The sequence below is a fragment of the Burkholderia sp. Cy-637 genome, assembly GCF_011753175.1.
Taxonomy (GTDB): Bacteria; Pseudomonadota; Gammaproteobacteria; order Burkholderiales; family Burkholderiaceae; genus Burkholderia; species Burkholderia gladioli.
Genome location: NZ_VWWC01000142.1, coordinates 1 through 18,017, shown reverse-complemented (window position 1 = coordinate 18,017; position 18,017 = coordinate 1). Strand labels below are relative to the sequence as shown.

The 18,017-nt window shown below is 68.2% G+C and carries 15 protein-coding genes; 12 read left to right on the top strand and 3 right to left on the bottom strand.

Annotation, left to right across the window (positions count from 1 at the left end; translation table 11 throughout):
• The first annotated feature begins 145 nt into the window (after nucleotides 1-145).
• Nucleotides 146-796, top strand: a complete 651-nt coding sequence (locus tag F3J10_RS27280; RefSeq protein ID WP_017919281.1) for a DUF502 domain-containing protein — start codon at nucleotides 146-148, stop codon at nucleotides 794-796.
• 54 nt (nucleotides 797-850) lie between these two features.
• On the top strand, nucleotides 851-2,653 hold the full coding sequence (gene aspS, locus F3J10_RS27275) for an aspartate--tRNA ligase (protein ID WP_013699356.1): 1,803 nt from the start codon (nucleotides 851-853) through the stop codon (nucleotides 2,651-2,653).
• A gap of 121 nt (nucleotides 2,654-2,774) precedes the next feature.
• Here the strand turns inward: aspS and F3J10_RS27270 are convergent, their stop codons facing one another.
• The gene (locus tag F3J10_RS27270) at nucleotides 2,775-3,641 is read right to left on the bottom strand and encodes a LysR family transcriptional regulator (protein ID WP_167243419.1); all 867 of its coding nucleotides are present in this window, start codon (nucleotides 3,639-3,641) and stop codon (nucleotides 2,775-2,777) included.
• A 137-nt stretch (nucleotides 3,642-3,778) separates the two neighbouring features.
• Here F3J10_RS27270 and F3J10_RS27265 point away from each other — a divergent pair, with 137 nt between their 5' ends.
• From F3J10_RS27265 to F3J10_RS27230, 8 genes are all read left to right on the top strand, one after another.
• Nucleotides 3,779-4,717, top strand: a complete 939-nt coding sequence (locus F3J10_RS27265; RefSeq protein ID WP_017919283.1) for an AEC family transporter — start codon at nucleotides 3,779-3,781, stop codon at nucleotides 4,715-4,717.
• Between the two features lie 153 nt (nucleotides 4,718-4,870).
• Nucleotides 4,871-5,347 (top strand): dihydroneopterin triphosphate diphosphatase, encoded by a 477-nt coding sequence (nudB, locus tag F3J10_RS27260; protein ID WP_167233544.1) that lies wholly within the window; start codon nucleotides 4,871-4,873, stop codon nucleotides 5,345-5,347.
• Nucleotides 5,344-6,618 (top strand): cardiolipin synthase ClsB, encoded by a 1,275-nt coding sequence (clsB, locus tag F3J10_RS27255; protein ID WP_166915075.1) that lies wholly within the window; start codon nucleotides 5,344-5,346, stop codon nucleotides 6,616-6,618. Before nudB ends, clsB begins: the two co-directional genes overlap by 4 nt.
• A gap of 262 nt (nucleotides 6,619-6,880) precedes the next feature.
• Nucleotides 6,881-7,480, top strand: coding sequence for a TetR/AcrR family transcriptional regulator (locus F3J10_RS27250; RefSeq protein ID WP_013699351.1), 600 nt, complete (start codon nucleotides 6,881-6,883; stop codon nucleotides 7,478-7,480).
• A gap of 57 nt (nucleotides 7,481-7,537) precedes the next feature.
• A complete protein-coding gene (locus F3J10_RS27245) occupies nucleotides 7,538-9,325 on the top strand; it encodes an acyl-CoA dehydrogenase C-terminal domain-containing protein (RefSeq protein WP_166915074.1) in 1,788 nt (595 codons plus the stop codon).
• Between the two features lie 105 nt (nucleotides 9,326-9,430).
• Nucleotides 9,431-11,866, top strand: coding sequence for a 3-hydroxyacyl-CoA dehydrogenase/enoyl-CoA hydratase family protein (locus F3J10_RS27240; RefSeq protein ID WP_167243418.1), 2,436 nt, complete (start codon nucleotides 9,431-9,433; stop codon nucleotides 11,864-11,866).
• Between the two features lie 73 nt (nucleotides 11,867-11,939).
• Complete coding sequence (locus F3J10_RS27235; RefSeq protein ID WP_025096878.1) at nucleotides 11,940-13,139, top strand: acetyl-CoA C-acyltransferase; 1,200 nt, start codon at nucleotides 11,940-11,942, stop codon at nucleotides 13,137-13,139.
• An 89-nt stretch (nucleotides 13,140-13,228) separates the two neighbouring features.
• On the top strand, nucleotides 13,229-13,996 hold the full coding sequence (locus F3J10_RS27230; RefSeq protein ID WP_036036121.1) for an enoyl-CoA hydratase: 768 nt from the start codon (nucleotides 13,229-13,231) through the stop codon (nucleotides 13,994-13,996).
• A gap of 78 nt (nucleotides 13,997-14,074) precedes the next feature.
• Here F3J10_RS27230 and fdhD read toward each other — a convergent pair whose 3' ends face one another.
• A complete protein-coding gene (fdhD, locus tag F3J10_RS27225; RefSeq protein WP_167243417.1) occupies nucleotides 14,075-14,905 on the bottom strand; it encodes a formate dehydrogenase accessory sulfurtransferase FdhD in 831 nt (276 codons plus the stop codon).
• 119 nt (nucleotides 14,906-15,024) lie between these two features.
• Between fdhD and F3J10_RS27220 the strand changes: the two genes are divergently transcribed.
• Nucleotides 15,025-15,546: a nitrate reductase associated protein gene (locus F3J10_RS27220; RefSeq protein WP_167243416.1), complete on the top strand. Its 522-nt coding sequence runs from the start codon at nucleotides 15,025-15,027 to the stop codon at nucleotides 15,544-15,546.
• 42 nt (nucleotides 15,547-15,588) lie between these two features.
• Here the strand turns inward: F3J10_RS27220 and F3J10_RS27215 are convergent, their stop codons facing one another.
• Entirely contained in the window at nucleotides 15,589-15,987 is a 399-nt protein-coding gene (locus F3J10_RS27215; RefSeq protein ID WP_013699344.1) for an acyl-CoA thioesterase, read from the bottom strand.
• 174 nt (nucleotides 15,988-16,161) lie between these two features.
• On the opposite strand from F3J10_RS27215, the gene F3J10_RS27210 reads away from it, so the two are divergent.
• Nucleotides 16,162-18,017: ABC transporter ATP-binding protein/permease (locus F3J10_RS27210; RefSeq protein WP_167243420.1), on the top strand; the 1,856-nt coding region annotated here is incomplete at its 3' end.

The following is an 18,017-nucleotide window of genomic DNA, read 5'->3' as shown; positions in this document are numbered from 1 at the left end:
CCAAGCCCGCCGCCGCGCCGGCAGCGGCACCCGCGGCAGCGGCTCCGGCGGCGCCGGCCGCCGCCAGCGATACCTGACTCGTCCGGCGCCCGGTCCGGGCGGCGGCTTGTGCGTGCCGAGCTCCGGCGTGCTTACCTGACGGCAGATGATGAAGAAGACGACCCTCAAAACGGTATTCCTGACCGGCCTGCTGGTCCTCGTTCCGCTGGCGATCACGCTGTGGGTGCTCGGCTCGGTGATCGGCATCATGGACCAGACCTTGCTGCTGCTGCCCGAATCCTGGCAGCCCGAGCGGCTGCTGGGCTTCCACCTGCCCGGCATCGGCGCGGTCCTGACGCTGGCCTTCATCTTCATCGTCGGGCTGGCCACGCAGAATTTCATCGGCCAGAAGCTGGTCACGTGGTGGAATGCGGTGGTGCGGCACATCCCGGTGGTCGGGCCGATCTACACCAGCGTCAAGCAGGTCTCGGACACGCTGCTGTCGAGCAGCGGCAACGCCTTTCGCAAGGCGCTGCTGATCGAGTACCCGCGCCGCGGGTCCTATACGATCGCGTTTCTGACCGGCGTGCCGGGCGGCGACGTGGTCAACCACCTGAAGGAAGAGTACGTGAGCGTCTACGTGCCGACCACGCCGAATCCCACCTCGGGTTTCTTCCTGATGGTGCCGAAAAGCGAGGTGGTCGAGCTCGACATGTCGGTCGACGCCGCGCTGAAGTACATCGTCTCGATGGGCGTGGTCGCGCCCTCGGTGCCCGTGCCCGCACCGGCGCGGCCGCCCGTCGAGCCGCCGCTGTAATTTCCGGGCGCCAGCCGCGCCCCGTTGATCAAAAACCGAACGAAAGCAAACATCATGTCGATGCGAACTGAATACTGCGGTCTCGTGACCGAACACCTGCTGGGCCAAACCGTGTCGCTGTGCGGCTGGGTGCATCGCCGCCGCGATCACGGCGGTGTGATCTTCATCGACCTGCGCGATCGTGAAGGCCTCGTGCAGGTGGTGTGCGATCCGGATCGCGCCGAGATGTTCGCGACCGCCGAAGGCGTGCGCAACGAGTTCTGCATCCAGGTCAAGGGCCTGGTGCGCGGCCGTCCGGACGGCACGATCAACGCGGGCCTCAAGAGCGGCAAGATCGAGGTGCTGTGCCACGAGTTGACGGTGCTGAACCCGTCGGTCACGCCGCCGTTCCAGCTCGACGACGACAACCTCTCCGAAACCACGCGCCTCACGCATCGCGTGCTCGACCTGCGCCGCCCGCACATGCAGAACAACCTGCGCCTGCGCTACCGCGTGGCGATCGAGGTGCGTAAGTACCTCGACGAGCAGGGCTTCATCGACATCGAGACGCCGATGCTCACCAAGAGCACGCCGGAAGGCGCGCGCGACTACCTGGTGCCCTCGCGCGTCAACGCGGGCCAGTTCTTCGCGCTGCCGCAGTCGCCGCAGTTGTTCAAGCAGTTGCTGATGGTGGCGAACTTCGATCGCTACTACCAGATCACCAAGTGCTTCCGCGACGAGGACCTGCGCGCCGATCGCCAGCCCGAATTCACCCAGATCGACTGCGAGACCTCCTTCCTCGGCGAACAGGAGATTCGCGACCTGTTCGAGGAAATGATCCGCCACGTCTTCAAGAAGACGATCGGCGTCGAGCTCGACGCGAGCTTCCCGGTGATGCCGTATTCGGAAGCGATGGCGCGTTTCGGTTCGGACAAGCCGGACCTGCGCGTCAAGCTCGAATTCACCGAGCTGACCGATGCCATGAAGGACGTCGAGTTCAAGGTGTTCAGCACGCCGGCCAACTCGAAGGACGGCCGTGTCGCGGCGCTGCGCGTGCCCAAGGGCAGCGAGCTCACGCGCGGCGATATCGACGGCTACACCGAATTCGTGCGTATCTACGGCGCCAAGGGCCTGGCCTGGATCAAGGTCAACGAGAAGGCGAAGGGCCGCGACGGCCTGCAGAGCCCGATCGTCAAGAACCTGCACGACGCCTCGATCGCGGCGATCCTGGAGCGCACCGGCGCCCAGGACGGCGACATCATCTTCTTCGCGGCGGATCGCGCGAAGGTGGTCAACGACAGCCTCGGCGCGCTGCGCCTGAAGATCGGCCACTCGGAATTCGGCAAGGCCAACGGCCTGGTCGAGTCGGGCTGGAAGCCGCTGTGGGTGATCGACTTCCCGATGTTCGAGTACGACGAGGACGAGGTCCGCTACGTGGCCGCGCACCACCCGTTCACGAGCCCGAAGGACGAGCACCTCGAGTACCTCGAGACCGACCCGGGCCGTTGCCTGGCCAAGGCCTATGACATGGTGCTGAACGGCTGGGAAATCGGCGGCGGTTCGGTGCGGATCTTCCAGGAAGACGTGCAGAGCAAGGTGTTCCGCGCGCTGAAGATCGGGCCGGAGGAAGCGCAGGCGAAGTTCGGCTTCCTGCTCGACGCGCTGCAATACGGCGCGCCCCCGCACGGCGGCATCGCCTTCGGCCTGGACCGCATCGTCACGATGATGGCCGGCGCCGATTCGATCCGCGACGTGATCGCGTTCCCGAAGACCCAGCGCGCGCAGGATCTGCTCACGCAGGCCCCGAGCCCGGTCGACGAGCGCCAGCTCAAGGAACTGCATATCCGCCTGCGCCAGCCGGAAGCGCCGAAGGCCTGAGGTTTCTCGCCAGGCTACGCATGAAAAAAACCCTGCCGGCGGCAACGCCGGCAGGGTTTTTTATCGTCCATCGATCGGGCACAGGGGCACAGCGAGGGCAGGCGCCGCGCTTCGGTACGCTTCAGGCGATCGCCAGGAAGCGCGCCAGGCAGGGGTTGCGATTCGCCGGCGACCAGACCAGCGCCTGCTCGATGGTCGGCGCTTCGACCAGCGGGCGGAACACCACGTCGGCCCATTGCGCGCGGCGCATCGATTCGGGCACCAGCGCGACGCCGACACCTTCGTCGACCAGCCCGAGCACGGTCTGCTGCAGCTGCACCTCGAGTCGGATGTTCGGCTCGAAGCCGCCCTGGCGGCAGTGGCCGACGATGGCCGCGCGCAAGGTCGGCGCGACCGATTCGACCGCCATCACGAAGGGCTCGCCGGCCAGTTCGGCGATCCGCAGCCGGCGGGCCCGTGCGCGCGGATGCTCGCGCGAGAGCGCCACGCACAGCGGCTCGGTGACCACGATGCGCTGCTCCAGCCCCTCGTGCGGCGGCCCGGGGAACAGGATCGCCGCGTCGATATGGCCGTTCAGCACCTGCTCGGCGAGATCGTTCGAGACCGTCTCGCGCAGGTGCAGCGCGACCTCCGGCCAGGCGGCGCCGAACTCGCGCGCGTAACGCGGCACCACGCTGTAGGCGGCGCACATCGTGAAGCCCACCGTCAGCTTGCCGGCCGCGCCCGAGGCGGCCGCGCGCGCGTGGTGGGCGGCGCGCTCGACGGCGGCCAGGATCGCCTTCGCGTCGTCGCGAAAGCGCTCGCCGGCCGGCGTCAGCGTCACGCCGCGCGGGCCGCGCTCGACCAGGGTCACGCCCAGCGAGGCCTCCAGCGCCGCGATCTGGCGCGACAGCGGCGGCTGCGACAGGTTCAGGCGCGTCGCGGCGCGGCCGAAATGACCCGTTTCGGCCAGCGCGACGAAATAGCGGAGCGGCTTGATATCGAGCACGATGCAGAAAAGGTATGAGAAGACACTAAAAATCGCATTGGATTGTATCAAGCGGGCGGGTTAGGCTCGTCGGTTTTCCTGCCCGGCCGTCACGCCGCCGGCGCTTTTTCGTCCCTCCTGCCTTGCCGAGTCTCGCCGTGTCCGCCACGCTGCCCATCCTGCTGCCGATCTTCGCGCTGATCCTGGCCGGTTTCCTTTGCCGCCGGCGCGGCTTGCTGGGCCCCAGCGCCGCCTCGGAGCTGAACCGCTTCGTGGTCTGGCTGGCGCTGCCGGCGCTGCTGTTCGACGTGATGGCGCATGCCACCTGGGCGCAGCTCGACCAGCCGCGCTTCATCGCCGCCTTCTCGATCGCCTGCGCCGCCGTGTTCGGCGCGGTGCTGGCGCTGCGCCTCGCGCGCGGCCGGCCGCTCGCCGACGCCAGCGTCGACGCGATCGCGGCCGCCTACCCGAACACCGGCTACATCGGCTTTCCCCTGGCCCTGCTGGTGTTCGGCCCGCCCGGGCTGATGCCGACCACCATCGTCACCATCATCGTGGCCTGCGTGCTGTTCGGCTTCGCGATCGTGCTGATCGAGATCGGCCTGCAGAGCGAGCGCGCGCCGCACCGGCTGGCGCTGAAGGTACTGGCCTCGCTGGGCCGCAATCCGCTGATCGTCTCGCCGATCGTCGGCGCGCTGGTATCGGCCGCGCATGTCGCGCCGCCGGCCAGCGTCGAGACCTTCCTCAAGCTACTCGGCGGCGCCGCCAGCCCCTGCGCGCTGGTCAGCCTCGGCCTGTTCCTGGCCGAGAAGCGGCCCGCGCACGGCGTGCTGCCCGATGCGCTGCTGCTCACCGCGATCAAGCTGGTGGTGCAGCCGGCGCTGACCTGGTGGCTGTCGGCGCGCGTGTTCGGCCTGCCGCCGGTGCTGGTCGCGATGGCCGTGGTGCTGGCCGCGCTGCCGACCGGCACCGGGCCCTTCATGCTCGCCGAGTTCTATCGCCGCGAGCCGCAGGTGACGTCGCGCACCATCCTGTTCTCGACGGTGGCCTCGATCGCCACGCTGTCCATGCTGCTGATCCTGCTGCCGCGCGCCTGAGGTCGGCGTCTCGTCGGCGGTGCCGGGCGGTTCCGGCGGATTGCCGCGGGCCCCGTCCCGATACGCGTCGGCCTTCGTTTTGCGGTACAGTCTGCCGGTTCCGAAGCTGCCGGCCGGCAGGCTCGCCGAGCCCCGGCCGCCGAACCGCAAGACATGACGAAGCCACCGAAAATCCCCGAATCCGTCCTGGTCGTGATCCACACCGCCGCGCTCGACGTGCTGATCATCAAGCGCGCCGACCTGCCGGGTTTCTGGCAGTCCGTGACCGGCGCCAAGGACTGGCTCGACGAGCCGCTGGCCGCCACGGCCGTGCGCGAGGTGGGCGAGGAGACGGGCATCGTGGTGGGCGGCGAGGGCTTGCCGCCGGGTGCGCTCCACGACTGGCGCCACCAGATCGAATACAGCATCTACCCGCAATACCGGCATCGCTATGCGCCGGGCGTCACGCGCAACACCGAGCATTGGTTCAGCCTCGAGGTGCCGGCCGGCATCGCCGTGACGCTCTCGCCGCGCGAGCATACCGATTACGTCTGGCTGCCCTATCGCGAGGCCGCCGCGCGCTGCTATTCGCCCTCCAACAGCGAGGCGATCCTGCAACTGCCCGCGCGTCTGGCGGCACGCGGGACATGAGCGGGGGCGGCCGGCTGCGACTGACCCAGCTGCGGGACCTGTTCCTGCAGGAACGCGGGTCCTCGTCGCGGCTGGCGTTTTCCTCGGGCAATACCGTCACGCTCTGCGACGGCGGCGCCGAATTTTTCCCGGCCCTGGTGCGCCGCATCGACAGCGCCTCGCAATCGGTGCTGCTGGAAACCTACATCTTCTGCGACGACCCTGCCGGCCGCCTGGTATCGGACGCGCTGCTGCGTGCCGCCGCCCGCGGCGTGCACGTGCGCGTGATCACCGACGGCATCGGCACGGCGCGCCTGCCGCTGTTCGAGACCTGGGGCGAGGCCGGCATTGAGCACCGCATCTACAACCGCTACCTGTTCGGCCGCTTCGGCTTCTCGCGCACGCATCGCAAGCTGGCCTGCGTCGACGATTCCCACGCGTTCTGCGGCGGCATCAACATCGTGGACGACTACGACCAGAACGGCGAGACGCTGCCGTATCCGCGCTGGGACTTCGCCGTCGAGCTGGCCGGCCCGGCGGTGGCCGACATCCGCGCCGCCTTCGAGGTGCAGTGGTACCGCGTGCGCACCGGCCACAAGCGCTATGCGCAATACGCGCCGCCGGTGGTGACCAGCGAGGCCTTCGCGGCGCGCTTCCGGCGCTGGATGCGCAGCCATCGCTGGATCAAGGCCGGCGCGCTGCGCAACATCAGCGAGCCGAGCGTGGCCTTCGTGGCGCGCGACAACGTGCTGAACCGCCGCGCGATCGAGAAGGCCTACCTGGCCGCGATCGGCCGCGCGCGCCAGGCGGTGGTGCTGGCCAATCCGTATTTCATGCCGGGCCGCAAGCTGCGCCGGGCGCTGACCAATGCGGCAAGGCGCGGCATCGAGGTGAGGGTACTGATCGGTCGCAAGGAATTCGTGGCACTCGATACCGCCGTGCCATTCCTTTATCATGCCCTGCTGAGGGCGGGGGTCCGCGTCGCCGAGTACGATCGCACCATCTTGCACGGCAAGGTGGCGGTGGTCGACGACAACTGGGCGACGGTCGGCTCGTCCAACCTCGACGCGCTGAGCCTGATGCTCAACAACGAGGCGAACGTGGTGCTGGTCAAGCACGACGCCGAGATCCAGGCGCTGCGCGAGGCGATCGACGCGGCCTTCGCCGACGGCAGGGAGATCGATCCGGCCCGTTTCGCGGCCCGCCCGCCGATGGAGCGCCTGCTGAATTGGCTGGCCTACACGGTCTACCGCGGCGCGATGAAGCTGCTGACGGTGGGCGGCTACGACTGACGGCCGGCCGCACGCGCGATCATGACAGGCCGATGAAAGGCCGCCGCCGGGCCCGTTCGTTGCGAACGAACGCAGGCTGCCCGGCATGCATCCGAGGGGGCGGACAAGCCCTGCTTCCGGTTCCGCCCGAACCTGACAACAATAGCGGGGCGGTTAGACACCGGTATCTAATAATTTCCTTGTTCGAACGACGGCCGCACTCAATAATAGTACGGCCGTTCGATTTTCTGGATTACCCGTGAACGGTTTAGACATCAAGCTTATGCGAAAAGGCGAACAGACGCGTGCCGCGATACTCGAAGCAGCTTTGGACCTTGCCAGCCGGGACGGGCTGGAAGGTCTGACGATCGGCCTCTTGGCCGAGCGCATGCAGATGAGCAAGAGCGGCGTGTTCGCGCATTTCGGTTCGCGCGAGGACCTGCAGGTGGAGGTGGTTCGCGAGTATCACCGCCGCTTCGAGAGCGAGGTGTTCTTTCCGAGCCTGCGCGAGCCGCGCGGCCTGCCGCGCCTGCGTGCGATGCTGGCCCGCTGGATCGAGAAGCGCATCCAGGAAGTGACCACCGGATGCATCTACATCAGCGGCGCCGTCGAGTACGACGACCGGCCGGACAGCCCGGTGCGCGAGCAGTTGATCGCGAGCGTGACGGCCTGGCGCGCGGCGCTGCTGCGCGCGATTTCGCAGGCGAAGGACGAAGGCCATCTGCGCCCGGATACCGATCCGGACGTGATGCTCTTCGAGTTGTACAGCTTCACGCTCGGTCTGCACCATGACGCCCGTTTCCTGCATCTGCCGGATGGCGTGCGTCTGACGTGGGCCGCGCTGGAAAAGACGATCGTTTCGTATCAGAGCGAGAGCCGGTAGCGGTGCCCTGACGCCCGCGCGAGGCTCGAGCCAAGTGCCCTATCTTTGGAGAGAGTCATGGGACAGTACGTTGCCCCGCTGCGCGACATGCAATTCGTGCTGCATGAGTTGCTGAATGTCGAAGCCGAACTGAAGCAGATGCCGAAACACGCGGACCTCGATGCCGACACCATCAACCAGGTGCTCGAGGAAGCCGGCAAGTTCTGCGCCGAGGTGCTGTTCCCGCTCAACCAGGTGGGCGACCGCGAAGGCTGCAAATACGAGGGCGACGGCGTCGTCAAGACGCCGACCGGCTTCAAGGAAGCCTACCGGCAGTACATCGATGCCGGCTGGCCGGCGCTGGGCTGCGATCCCGACTACGGCGGCCAGGGGCTGCCCGCCTTCGTGAACAACGCGCTCTACGAGATGATGAACTCGGCGAACCAGGCCTGGACCATGTATCCCGGCCTCTCGCACGGCGCCTACGAATGCCTGCACGCGCACGGCGCACCCGAACTCCAGCAGCAGTACCTGCCGAAACTCGTGTCGGGCGAATGGACCGGCACCATGTGCCTGACCGAGCCGCATTGCGGCACCGACCTCGGCATCCTGCGCACCAAGGCCGAGCCGATCACCGGCGGCGCCTATTCCATCAGCGGCACCAAGATCTTCATCTCCAGCGGCGAACACGACATGGCGAAGAACATCGTCCATCTCGTGCTGGCGCGCCTGCCGGATGCGCCGCAAGGCACCAAGGGCATCTCGCTGTTCATCGTGCCGAAGTTCATCCCCGACGCCTCGGGCGAACCGGGCGAGCGCAACGGCATCAAGTGCGGCTCGATCGAGCACAAGATGGGCATCCACGGCAACGCCACCTGCGTGATGAACCTCGACAACGCCACCGGCTGGCTGGTCGGCGAGCCGAACAAGGGCCTCAACGCCATGTTCGTGATGATGAACGCGGCGCGCCTCGGGGTCGGCATGCAGGGCCTGGGGCTGACCGAGGTCGCCTACCAGAACTCGCTGACCTACGCGAAGGAGCGCCTGCAGATGCGCTCGCTGACGGGCCCGAAGGCGCCGGAAAAGCCGGCCGACCCGATCATCGTGCATCCGGACGTGCGCCGCATGCTGCTCACGCAGAAGGCCTACGCCGAAGGCGCGCGCGCCTTCACCTACTGGTCGGCGCTGCAGATCGACAAGGAGCTCTCGCACGGCGACGAATCGGTGCGCAAGGAGTCGGCCGACCTGGTCGCCCTGCTCACGCCGATCATCAAGGCCTTCCTGACCGACAACGCCTTCGAGTGCACCAACCACGCGATGCAGATCTACGGCGGCCACGGCTTCATCTCCGAGTGGGGCATGGAGCAGTACGTGCGCGACGCGCGGATCAACATGATCTACGAAGGCACCAACTCGATCCAGTCGCTCGACCTGCTGGGCCGCAAGGTGCTCGGCGACATGGGCGCCAAGCTCAAGAAGTTCGGCGCGATCGTCACCGCGTTCGTCGAGGCCGAGGGCGTGAAGCCGGAGATGGCCGAGTTCGTCAATCCGCTGGCCGACATCGGCGAGAAGCTGCAGAAGCTGACCATGGAAATCGGCATGAAGGCGATGCAGAACCCGGACGAGGTGGGCGCCGCCGCCGTGCCTTACCTGCGTACCGCCGGCCACCTGGTGTTCGCCTACTTCTGGGCGCGCATGGCGCGCCTGGCGCTCGACAAGGAAAGCTCGGGCGATCCGTTCTACAAGTCGAAGCTGGCCACCGCGCGCTTCTACTTCGCGCGCCTGCTGCCGGAAACGGCGGCCACCATCCGCGCCGCGCGCGCCGGCTCGAAGACGCTGATGGAAGTCGACGAAGCGCTGTTCTGACGCGAGGCCCGGGCCGGCGGCCCGGGCGCCCCAGCACACTCACACGCCGCGCGTTCCGAAGCCCGCCTGCCGGGCGCGACGCGCGGTTCTTTCCGGAGGAGTCCCGTGAGCAATTTCATCATTCGCAAGGTCGCCGTGCTCGGCGCCGGCGTGATGGGCGCGCAGATCGCCGCGCATCTCGTCAACGCGCGCGTCCCGGTGCTGCTGTTCGATCTGCCGGCCAAGGAAGGCCCCAAGAACGGCATCGCGCTGAAGGCCATCGAGAATCTCAAGAAGCTGTCGCCGGCGCCGTTCGGCGTGAAGGACGACGCGAAGTACCTGGAACCCGCGAACTACGAGGACGACCTCGCCAAGCTCGCCGAATGCGACCTGGTGATCGAGGCGATCGCCGAGCGCATGGACTGGAAGCACGACCTCTACAAGAAGGTCGCGCCGCACATCGGGCCGAACGCGATCTTCGCCTCGAACACCTCGGGCCTGTCGATCACGGCGCTCTCGGACGGCTTCTCCGACGAGCTGAAGGCGCGCTTCAGCGGCGTGCACTTCTTCAATCCCCCGCGCTACATGCACCTCGTCGAGCTGATCCCGACCGCCCACACGCGGCCCGAGATCCTCGACCAGCTCGAGACCTTCCTGACCAGCGTGGTCGGCAAGGGCGTGGTGCGCGCCAAGGACACCCCGAACTTCATCGCCAACCGCGTCGGCATCTTCTCGATCCTCGCGGTGATCACCGAGGCCGCCAAGTTCGGCCTGCGCTTCGACGAAGTGGACGACCTGACCGGCGTGCGGCTGGGCCGCGCCAAGTCGGCGACCTTCCGCACCGCCGACGTGGTGGGCCTCGACACCATGGCCCACGTGATCAAGACGATGCAGGACAACCTCGCCGACGATCCGTTCTTCCCCGTCTATGAAACCCCGCCCGTGCTCGCCGAGCTGGTGAAGCAGGGCGCGCTCGGCCAGAAGACCGGCGCCGGCTTCTACAAGAAGGAAGGCAAGGCGATCAAGGTGCTCGATCCGAAGTCGGGCAGCTACGTCGACGGCGGCGCGAAGGCCGACGAGACCGTGGCGCGCATCCTCAAGCGTCCGCCCGCCGAGCGCCTCAAGCTGCTGCGCGAGACCTCGCATCCGCACGCGCAGTTCCTGTGGTCGGTGTTCCGCGACGTGTTCCACTACATCGGCTTCCACCTCGAGTCGATCGCCGACAACGCACGCGACGTCGACCTGGCGATCCGCTGGGGCTTCGGCTGGAACGAAGGCCCGTTCGAGGGCTGGCAGGCCGCCGGCTGGAAGCAGGTGGCCGAGTGGGTGCAGGAGGACATCGCGGCGGGCAAGGCGCTCGCCAAGGTGCCGCTGCCCGCCTGGGTGCTGGAAGGCACGGTCGCCGAGAAGGGCGGCGTGCACACCGCCGAAGGTTCGTGGTCGCCGTCGGCGGCCAAGTACGTGCCGCGTTCCTCGCTGCCCGTCTACGAGCGCCAGGTGTTCCGCGCGCCGCTGCTCGGCGAGGCCGGCCGCGATCCGCTCTCCTGGGGCAAGACGCTGTTCGAGACCGATTCGGTGCGCGCCTGGGTGGACGAGCGCGCGGGCGAGGACGACGTGGTGATCGTCTCGTTCAAGTCGAAGATGAACACCATCGGCCCGGGCGTGATCGACGGCCTGGCGCAGGCCATCGAACTGGCCGAGAAGGACTACAAGGGCGTGGTGATCTGGCAGCCGACCTCGCTCAAGCTCGGCACGCCGGGCGGCCCGTTCTCGGCCGGCGCGAACCTCGAGGAAGCCATGCCCGCCTTCATGATGGGCGGCGCCAAGGGCATCGAGCCGTTCGTCAAGAAATTCCAGGAAGGCATGCTGCGCGTGAAGTACGCCAACGTGCCGGTGGTGGCGGCCGTCTCGGGCATCGCGCTGGGCGGCGGCTGCGAGCTGATGCTGCATAGCGCCAAGCGCGTGGTGCACGTCGAGAGCTACGTCGGCCTGGTGGAAGTGGGCGTGGGCCTGGTGCCGGCCGGCGGCGGCCTCAAGGAAGCGGCGCTGCGCGCGGCGGAAGCCGCCACGGCGGCGGGCGCGACCACCGAGATCCTCAAGTTCGTCACCAAGTCCTTCGAGAACGCGGCGATGGCCAAGGTATCCGCCTCGGCGCACGATGCGCGCGCGATGGGCTACGTGAAGCCCTCGGACACCATCGTGTTCAACGTCTTCGAGCTGCTCGACGTGGCCAGGAAGGAAGCGCGGGCGCTGGCCGATACCGGCTATCGCGCGCCGCTCAAGGCCAAGGAAATCCCGGTGGCGGGCCGCTCGGCGATCTCGACCATCAAGGCGCAACTGGTCAACATGCGCGACGGCCGCTTCATCAGCGAGCACGACTACCGCATCGCCAGCCGCATCGCGGAAGCGGTTTGCGGCGGCGACGTCGAGGCGGGCAGCACGGTCGACGAGGAATGGCTGCTCGCGCTGGAGCGCCGCGCCTTCGTCGAGCTGCTCGGCACGCAGAAGACGCAGGAGCGGATCATGGGCATGTTGCAGACCGGCAAGCCGGTGCGCAACTGAGCGGATCGCGAACAACCTTGCATGAGGCCGGCACGGGCGCGAGCGCGCCGCCGCCGGCCGACAGGAGCCACAAATGAGCAAACAGTTGCAAGACGCATACATCGTCGCCGCCAGCCGCACGCCGATCGGCAAGGCGCCGCGCGGCGCGTTCAAGAACACCCGGCCCGACGAGCTGCTGGTCCACGCGATCAAGTCGGCGGTCTCGCAGGTGCCGGGCCTCGACACCAAGCTGATCGAGGACGCCATCATCGGCTGCGCGATCCCCGAGGCCGAGCAGGGCCTCAACGTGGCGCGCATGGGCGCGCTGCTGGCGGGCCTGCCGAACACGGTCGGCGGCGTCACGGTCAACCGCTTCTGCGCCTCCGGCATCACCGCGCTGGCGATGGCGGCGGACCGCATTCGCGTGGGCGAGTCGGACGCGCTGATCGCGGGCGGCTGCGAGTCGATGAGCATGGTGCCGATGATGGGCAACAAGCCCTCGCTGTCGCCGCATATCTTCGACCGCAACGAGGACGTCGGCATCGCCTACGGCATGGGCCTGACCGCCGAGCGCGTGGCCGAGCAGTGGAAGGTGAGTCGCGAGGACCAGGACGCGTTCTCGGTGGAATCGCACCGCAAGGCCTTCGCCGCGCAGCAAGCCGGCGAATTCAACGACGAGATCTCGCCCTACACGATCACCGAGCGTTTCCCGAACCTGGCCACCGGCGAGGTCGAGATCCGCACGCGCGAGCTCAAGCTCGACGAAGGCCCGCGCGCCGACACTTCGCCCGAAGGCCTGGCCAAGCTGCGCACGGTGTTCGCCAACAAGGGCTCGGTGACGGCCGGCAACAGCTCGCAGACCTCGGACGGCGCCGGCGCGCTGATCGTGGTCTCGGAGAAGGTGCTCAAGCAGTTCAACCTCACGCCGCTGGCGCGCTTCGTGAGCTTCGCGGTGCGCGGCGTGCCGCCCGAGATAATGGGCATCGGCCCGAAGGAAGCGATCCCCGCCGCGCTGAAGGCCGCCGGCCTCAAGCAGGACGATCTCGACTGGATCGAGCTGAACGAGGCCTTCGCGGCGCAGTCGCTGGCCGTGATCCGCGATCTCGGCCTCGATCCCTCGAAGGTCAACCCGATGGGCGGCGCGATCGCGCTGGGCCACCCGCTCGGCGCGACCGGCGCGATCCGCGCGGCCACCGTGGTGCACGCGCTGCGTCGCCGCAACCTGAAGTACGGGATGGTCACGATGTGCGTCGGCACCGGGATGGGCGCCGCCGGCATCATCGAACGGCTGTAGGCGGGTCACGCACCCGATGACGGCGGTGCGCGGGCAGCTCGCTCGCGCACCGCTTTTTTTATCGAGCCAGAAGTTGAGGAGACGGTGAGATGGATATCCAGACCGACGTCGCGAACGGCGTCCTGACGATCACGATCGCGCGCCCCGCCAAGAAGAACGCGATCACCGCGGCGATGTACCAGGCGATGGCCGACGCGCTCGCCTCGGCCCAGGAGGACAGCGCCGTGCGCGCGATCCTGATCCGCGGCAGCGAGGGCAATTTCAGCGCCGGCAACGACCTGGAAGACTTCATGAAGGTCCCGCCGAACACGCCCGATGCGCCGGTGTTCCAGTTCCTGAACCGCATCAGCACGGCGGCCAAGCCGATCGTCGCGGCGGTGCCGGGCATCGCGGTGGGCGTGGGCGTGACCATGCTGCTGCATTGCGACCTGGTCTACGCGGCCGACACGGCCAAGCTGTCGCTGCCCTTCACCCAGCTCGGGCTGTGCCCCGAGGCGGCGTCGAGCCTCTTGCTGGCGCGCCTGACGGGCCACCAGGTCGCGGCCGAGAAGCTGATGCTCGGCGAGGCCTTCGACGCGCTGGAGGCGCATCGGATCGGCATCGTCAACCGCGTGCTGCCGGCCGCCGAGCTCGATGCCTTCGCGCTCGCCCAGGCGCAGAAGCTGGCTGCCCTGCCGGCATCGTCGCTGCGCGTGACCAAGGCGCTGATGAAGCGCACCGGGAGCAATATCGAGGTGGCCGCGCGCATGGAGGAGGAGGCGAAGCATTTTGGCGAGATGCTGCGCGCGCCGGAAGCGCGCGAGGCGATCAGTGCCTTCTTCGAGAAGCGCAAGCCGGACTTTCGTCAGTTCGACTGAACAAGGCCGCGGCCGGGCCTTCAGGCCCGGTGGTCGTGCCGGCTCGGCGCCGCGCACGGCCGCCCGATCGCGCGACGCTCAGGCCGTGCCGTAGTCGACGTAGCCCGATTCGCGGCAGAAGCTGACCAGGCGCAGGCCCGCTTCCTTCGCGATCGCGATCGCCAGCGAGGAGGGCGCCGAGATCGTCGCCACCAGCGGAATGCCGACCCGGGCCGCCTTGCGCACCAGTTCGTAGCTCGCGCGGCTCGACAGGAACACGAAGCCGTCGGTCAGGTCGGCTCGCTGGAGCACCAGCTCGCCGATCAGCTTGTCCAGCGCGTTGTGGCGGCCGACATCCTCGAACGCGGCCTGGATCGTGCCGTTGGCGTCGCACCAGGCGGCGGCGTGCAGGCCGCCGGTGAGCCGCGTCAGCGCCTGGTGAGCGGGCAGCGCGCGCGCCGCCTGGGCCAGCGCATCGGGCGCGAGCCGTTCGAGGAAACCGGTGACAGGCACTCGCTCGGGCGCCAGGTCGAGCAGGTCGATGCTCTCGATCCCGCATACGCCGCAGCCGGTGCGCCCGGCCAGCGCGCGGCGCCTGTCCTTGAGGGCGGCGAAGGCTTGCTGCACCACCTCGAGATGCACTTCCGCGTGCGGGATCGCCGCCTCGGTATGCAGCACCACCTCGATGTCCTTGATATCGGCACCGCGCGTGACGATCCCTTCCGAAATCGCGAAACCGACCGCGAACGCCTCCAGGTCGCGCGGCGTGCACATCATCACCGCGTGCGAGATGCCGTTGAACACCAGCGCGACCGGCCATTCCTGGCCGACCTGGTCGGCGGTGGCGGAGATCTCGCCGCCGCGATGGCGCGAGATCGCGACTTCGACGCTGCCGCTCGGTTCGTGGGTATCGATGGGGGAGGAATTCAAGGCGGGCTCCTGCGGGTTCGGCGGGGCCGGCGAGCGGGCTCGCGCGGACGGGTTCTACAATACCGGATCGCGGCGATCTTCGCCGGCCCCCGCCCCCGCTCACCTGCTCCAGACGCGCCATGTCCCTCAGCGACGCCCCCTTGCTGTTCGCCTTCGAAATCGATTCGTCGGAGGATTTCACCTACATCCCGATGATCGTGCGCTTCCACCTGGATCGTGGCGGGCTGCGGATCTCGCTCGATCAATGGCAGTTGCTGCCGATCGAGGATCGCAAGCTGCTGGCGCGCTTTCCGGCCGACGTCCCGGTCGATCCGGACATGGCTGCCGACAGGGAAAGTCCCGAGCCGTCGCCGGGCGAGCCGAGCTTCGGCCGGGCCCTGGCCGAGATGCTGCGCACCCATGGTTGCGGCGAGGCCGAGGTCTTCGCGCCCGAGCCGGCGCCCGCCTGGCAGTCGCTCGGGGCGCCGCCGGCCGCGCTCGCGGCGCAGTGCGCACTGGCCGCGCTGCCGGTGCCGTCGCCCGCGCAATGGGCGGCGCTCGGCGGTTTCGAGCGATACGTGCTGGCCAAGCTGTCGCGCAAGCCCAAGCTCAATCACGACTTCGTGCCGGCGATGCGCGAATTCGGGCTGGCCGGCGCCTGAGCGCCGCGGCCGGGACGGTAGCCCCGTCGCGGCGCAGTAGCCTCAGGCGACGGGCGGCAGGGCGCGCGGACGGCGCTCCGAATCGGTGGCGACATAGGTCAGCGTCGCCTCGGTCACCTTGACCACCTCGCCGGCCAGGCCCATGCGCTGCGCATAGACCTCGACGCCGATCGTGATCGAGGTATTGCCGGTCTTGACGATGTTCGCGTAGAAGCTGACCAGGTCGCCGACGAACACCGGCTGCTTGAACAGGAAGGAATTGACGGCGATGGTGGCGACCCGCCCGTTGGCGCGCCGGCTGGCCGGGATCGAGCCGGCGATGTCGACCTGGGACATGATCCAGCCGCCGAACACGTCGCCGTGCACGTTCGCATCGGACGGTTGCGGGACCACGCGCAGCGCGGGCTGCTGTTGCGGGAGTTGCGGCGACGAATCGGTCATGGCTGGGGTTCCACTGGCTGGGGCGCTCGCCTGGCGGGCGCCCGATGACGGGCCGGGCCGCCGCGCCCGGTGGACAGCGGCGCGAACCGGCTTCTGCGACAATGCAGGATTCTGAAATTGTACGAGAAAGTGCGTGCCCGGCGCCGAGCCGACGGCATGTGCATCGTCCCCCCAATGCGCCGTTTCCCCGCTTCCTCCGAGCCCGCGCCGGCCGTCTCCGGGCCCCGCAACGACTGGCAGACGATCCGCTCGCTGCTGCCCTACCTGAGCACCTACAAGGGCCGCGTGCTGCTCGCGCTGTCCTGCCTGATCGGCGCGAAGCTGGCCAACCTCGGCGTGCCGATCGTGATGAAGCGGATCGTCGACGGGCTTTCCTCGGTGCAGCACCTGCAGGCGCTGGGTCGCGCCGAGCAGTCGGCGCCGCTGGTGCTGGCGGGCGGGCTGGGCTTGCTGGTGGTGGCCTATGCGCTGGTGCGGCTGTCCACCTCGCTGTTCACCGAGCTGCGCGAGATGCTGTTCGCCAAGGTCACCGAGAGCGCGGTGCGCCAGCTCGCGCTACAGGTGTTCCGGCATCTGCACGGGCTGTCGCTGCGCTTCCACCTCGAGCGGCAGACCGGCGGCATGTCGCGCGATATCGAGCGCGGCACGCGCGGCATCCAGCAACTGATCTCCTACTCGCTCTACAGCATCCTGCCGACCCTGATCGAGGTCGGGCTGGTGCTGGGCTTCTTCGTGGTCAAGTACGACGCCTGGTACGCGGTGATCACGCTCGGCGCGCTGGCCGGCTACGTGGTGTTCACCATCAAGGTCACCGAGTGGCGCACGCATTTCCGGCGCACCATGAACGAGCTCGACTCGCGTGCCAATTCGCGCGCCATCGATTCGCTGATCAACTACGAGACGGTCAAGTACTTCGGCAACGAGGACTGGGAGGCGCGCCGCTACGACGAGAACCTGCAGCGCTACCGGCAGGCCGCGATCCGCTCGCAGCGCTCGCTGTCGCTGCTCAATTTCGGACAGCAGACCATCATCGGCGTGGGCCTCGTGCTGATCCTCTGGCGTGCCACCCAGGGTGTGCTGGCGGGGCGGCTCACGCTCGGCGACCTGGTGCTGATCAACACCTTCATGCTGCAGCTCTATATCCCGCTGAACTTCCTGGGCATCGTCTATCGCGAACTCAAGCAGAGCCTGACCGACATGGACCGCATGTTCGTGCTGCTGTCGGCGCCGCAGGAAGTGGCCGATGCGCCCGGCGCGCCGGCGCTGGCGGTGCGCGGCGCGCAGGTGCGCTTCGAGCACGTGGATTTCTCCTACGAGCCGGCGCGGCAGATCCTGCACGACGTGAGCTTCACGATCGAGGCCGGCACCACCACGGCCGTGGTCGGCCACAGCGGGTCGGGCAAGTCGACGCTCTCGCGCCTGCTGTTCCGCTTCTACGATCTCGATCGCGCCGGGCGCGGCGCGATCCTGATCGACGGCCAGGACCTGCGTGAGGTCAGCCAGGATTCGCTGCGCGCGGCGATCGGCATCGTGCCGCAGGACACCGTGCTGTTCAACGACTCGATCCACTACAACATCGCCTACGGCCGGCCCAGCGCCACCCGCGAGGAAGTGATCGCGGCCGCGCGCGCGGCCCATATCCATGCCTTCGTCGAGAGCCTGCCGATGGGTTACGACACCACGGTCGGCGAGCGCGGGCTGAAGTTGTCGGGCGGCGAGAAGCAGCGTGTCGCGATCGCGCGAACCATCCTGAAGAATCCGCCGATCCTGGTGTTCGACGAGGCCACCTCGGCGCTCGATTCGCGCTCGGAGCGGGCGATCCAGCAGGAGCTGGAGCAGATCGCCCGGCATCGCACCACGCTGGTGATCGCGCATCGACTGTCGACCGTCGTGCATGCGGCGCAGATCATCGTGATGGATCGCGGGCGGATCGTCGAACGCGGCACGCACCAGGAGCTGGTGCGCGCGGGCGGTCACTATGCGCAGATGTGGGCGCTGCAACAGCAGCAGCGCGAGGCAGCCGCGCAGGA